Genomic DNA, 2,591 nt, shown 5'->3' with positions numbered 1-2,591 from the left:
CGAGGGTCCCGCGTCCGGCCTCAGGGCCGGCGCGTCAGCCAGGCCAGGGCGCGTTCCAGCCGAGCGGCCCCGTCGGTCTCGAACCAGCGGCCATGGGCGAAGATCACTCGCAGCGGGTCCGCCTCGGTCAGGCGGCGGCCGACGCCGGTCGACCGGGGGCGCGAGGCGCCCAGCGCCAGGCGCAGGTGCAGCGGCGTCGCCCCTCGCGGAGTCAGCGACCCGGCCAGGCCCAGCACCGTCCGCTCCAGCCGCCCCAGCTTCGCCGGCTCCAGGTTCTGCACCAGGTCGGTCAACAGCAGGGTGCGGCTGGCCATGTGGAAGAAGGCGACCTCGATCATGCCCAGCGCACCGTGGATCGGCAGCTGGTCCATCTCGACCGACCAGTCGTCGGGGGGCGCGCGCTCCAGATCCCGGTCGACGCGCAGGCCCTCGCGGCGCGGGCCGCGGCGGCGGCGCAGGGCGGCCGGGGCCCAGACGGTCGCCTCGGGGACGGCGGCGGCCCAGTCGGCCAGGTGCGACCAGTGCGACAGGCTGGGGGCGACCAGGTGGCGGATCGGGCCCTCCGCCTCGATCGCGCGCAGCAGCCGCCGGTCGAAGGCGGTGGGCGCGTGCAGCCAGATCGCGCCCGAGCGCAGCCGCACCGCGGTCATCCGGCACGGCAGCCGCAGGCCCCGCGCGCGACGGGGGCGGCCGTCGACGACCCACAGGTCCTCGGCCACGGGCTTGAGCGTGTCGAGCGGCGGATAGGCGGCGTCGAAGATCCGGGTCATTCCAGGCGCCGCGCGTGAGGCGGCCCCCGGTTTGCCGCTGCGCCGCTTTCGGCGGCCGGCGCGCCTGCGCAGGGCCGACCGGGGCCTCGCAGAAGGTTCAGGACTCGGGCCAACTTTCTCTCCTTTCCGGGAAGCGGGGACGCAGCCGAAACTCAGGCCTGCGCCTGTGGTTCCCGGGAAACGCCGATCCGTTCCCCGCTTTTCGGAAGGTGCACCCGCAGACCGACCCGCGGAAGACGAATGCCGGCGCGCCGGGCCCGCGGCTCTTTCGGGGTTGCATGTCCGCGACGCCCCGCGCCTGCGGCGCTGAGGGCGCGGGGCCCCGCCCGGCCCCTCAGGCGGCCCGTCGGTCGAGACGCCGGACGGAGAGATCGGTCAGGGTCGCGTCCGCCTGCTTCTCCTCGGCCAGGGTCGCCTCGAAGAGCCCGGCCACGTCCTCGCGGCCCAGGTGGCGGGCCCAGGCGGCCAGCGTGCCGTAGCGGGCGATCTCGTAATGTTCGATCGTCTGGGCGGCGGCGGCGACGGCGGCGTCCATCACCTCGGCGTCGGCCACCTCCGCCGACCACGTCCAGGGCCTCGTCCAGAATGCCCTCGATGGCGGGGCAGGGGATCGCCTTGGGCGCCACGCCGAGCCGACTGAACGCCTCGTCGAGCCGCGCAACATGCCCGTGCGTCTCCTCGAGATGCGCCCGCAGCGCCTGGCGCAGGTCGTCCGCATTGGCGTTGGCGATCAACTCGGGCAGCGCCTTCTCGATCTTGCGCTCGGCGTAGGAGACGTCCTGGAGCGTGTGGATGAACAGGTCGTCCATCGTTTTGATATGGCGGGAGAACAGGGACATCGGCGTCCTTTCAGCAGCTCCGCGGGGCGGGAGGCCCCTGCGTCCAGGAGCGTCCGTTGGTCGAGCCTGCAACCGCGTCGGCGGCCGGGAGTTCCCGCGCAGGCCCGGATTTCTCGGCTGCTGGTCGAAAGTCCAACCCACTGAATGGAAGCCAGCACGCGTTTCGGAACCAAACCGGGCCCCGCGGGTTCGAGCCAGCGCCGCCGCAGGGTCGCCTCCCCCGGCGTTGCAGAAGAAAGGACGCCGCGATGGCCCCGCTCCGCCCCGAGACCGATCACCACGCCATCCGTCGCTGGACCGAGTCCCACGGCGGCCGCCCCGCCAAGGTCGACGGGGACGAGGGCGCCGGCGCCCTGCGCCTCGACTTCGAGGAGCCCGAGCCCGGCCTGACCGAGATCGACTGGCCCGAGTTCTTCGAGATCTTCGAGAGGCGCCGCCTGGCGGTGCTGCTGCCCGACGACCGGCGCAGCCGCTGCAGCGCGATCGTCTCCCGCGACGGCTGAGCGGCCCCGCGCGAGGCCCCGACGCGCCGCCGATCCGCCGCCGGCAAGGTCCCCGCAAAAAATCCGCCGCCCCTCGGAACCTTTTCCATACAGCGGGGTTCTGCCCGCGCATGTTTCGAGATCCCGACCTTTCCAGACCGCGCCCGCAGGCCGGTCCCGGCGCCTTTTCGAGTGTCGCGTCAAGCGCCGCGGCGCCGACCAGGGCCGCCCGGCGTCGGCCCGCCGCAGCGACTTGCCCCGGCGGCGAGACGCGTCGCTACCCCTCGGCTTCTCCCGAAGCGCCCGGCCGCCGTCTGCGCCGGATCGCGGCGACGCTCGCGGCCGTCGGGCTGGCGGCGGCCTGCGACGGGCCTCAATCGGCGCTCGACCCCCACGGACGACAGGCCGCCGAGGTGGCGGAGCTGTTCAAGTGGATGGTGATCGGCGCGGCCGCGATCTGGGCGGTGGTGATGCTGGCCGCCGTCGTGGCGGTCCTGCGC

General features: G+C 74.1%; 3 protein-coding genes and 1 pseudogene. 1 reads left to right on the top strand and 3 read right to left on the bottom strand.

Going from position 1 to position 2,591, the window contains the following annotated elements:
• Window positions 1-20: 20 nt before the first annotated feature.
• The 3 genes and pseudogenes from AAC134_RS23755 to AAC134_RS23745 form a co-directional block, all read right to left on the bottom strand.
• Window positions 21-770, bottom strand: a complete 750-nt coding sequence (locus AAC134_RS23755; protein ID WP_339952279.1) for a DUF4336 domain-containing protein — start codon at window positions 768-770, stop codon at window positions 21-23.
• Between the two features lie 334 nt (window positions 771-1,104).
• The gene (locus AAC134_RS23750; protein ID WP_339952277.1) at window positions 1,105-1,323 is read right to left on the bottom strand and encodes a DUF892 family protein; all 219 of its coding nucleotides are present in this window, start codon (window positions 1,321-1,323) and stop codon (window positions 1,105-1,107) included.
• A 67-nt stretch (window positions 1,324-1,390) separates the two neighbouring features.
• Window positions 1,391-1,579: pseudogene (locus AAC134_RS23745) on the bottom strand (DUF892 family protein); the annotation flags it as partial.
• A gap of 278 nt (window positions 1,580-1,857) precedes the next feature.
• On the opposite strand from AAC134_RS23745, the gene AAC134_RS23740 reads away from it, so the two are divergent.
• The gene (locus AAC134_RS23740) at window positions 1,858-2,112 is read left to right on the top strand and encodes a hypothetical protein (RefSeq protein ID WP_339952275.1); all 255 of its coding nucleotides are present in this window, start codon (window positions 1,858-1,860) and stop codon (window positions 2,110-2,112) included.
• The last annotated feature ends 479 nt before the right edge of the window (window positions 2,113-2,591 follow it).

Origin of the sequence: uncultured Albimonas sp. (assembly GCF_963977235.1) — a bacterium.
GTDB lineage: Bacteria > Pseudomonadota > Alphaproteobacteria > Rhodobacterales > Rhodobacteraceae > Albimonas.
Note: the sequence above shows the minus strand (reverse complement) of the source record. Positions and strands in the feature narration are given on the sequence as shown.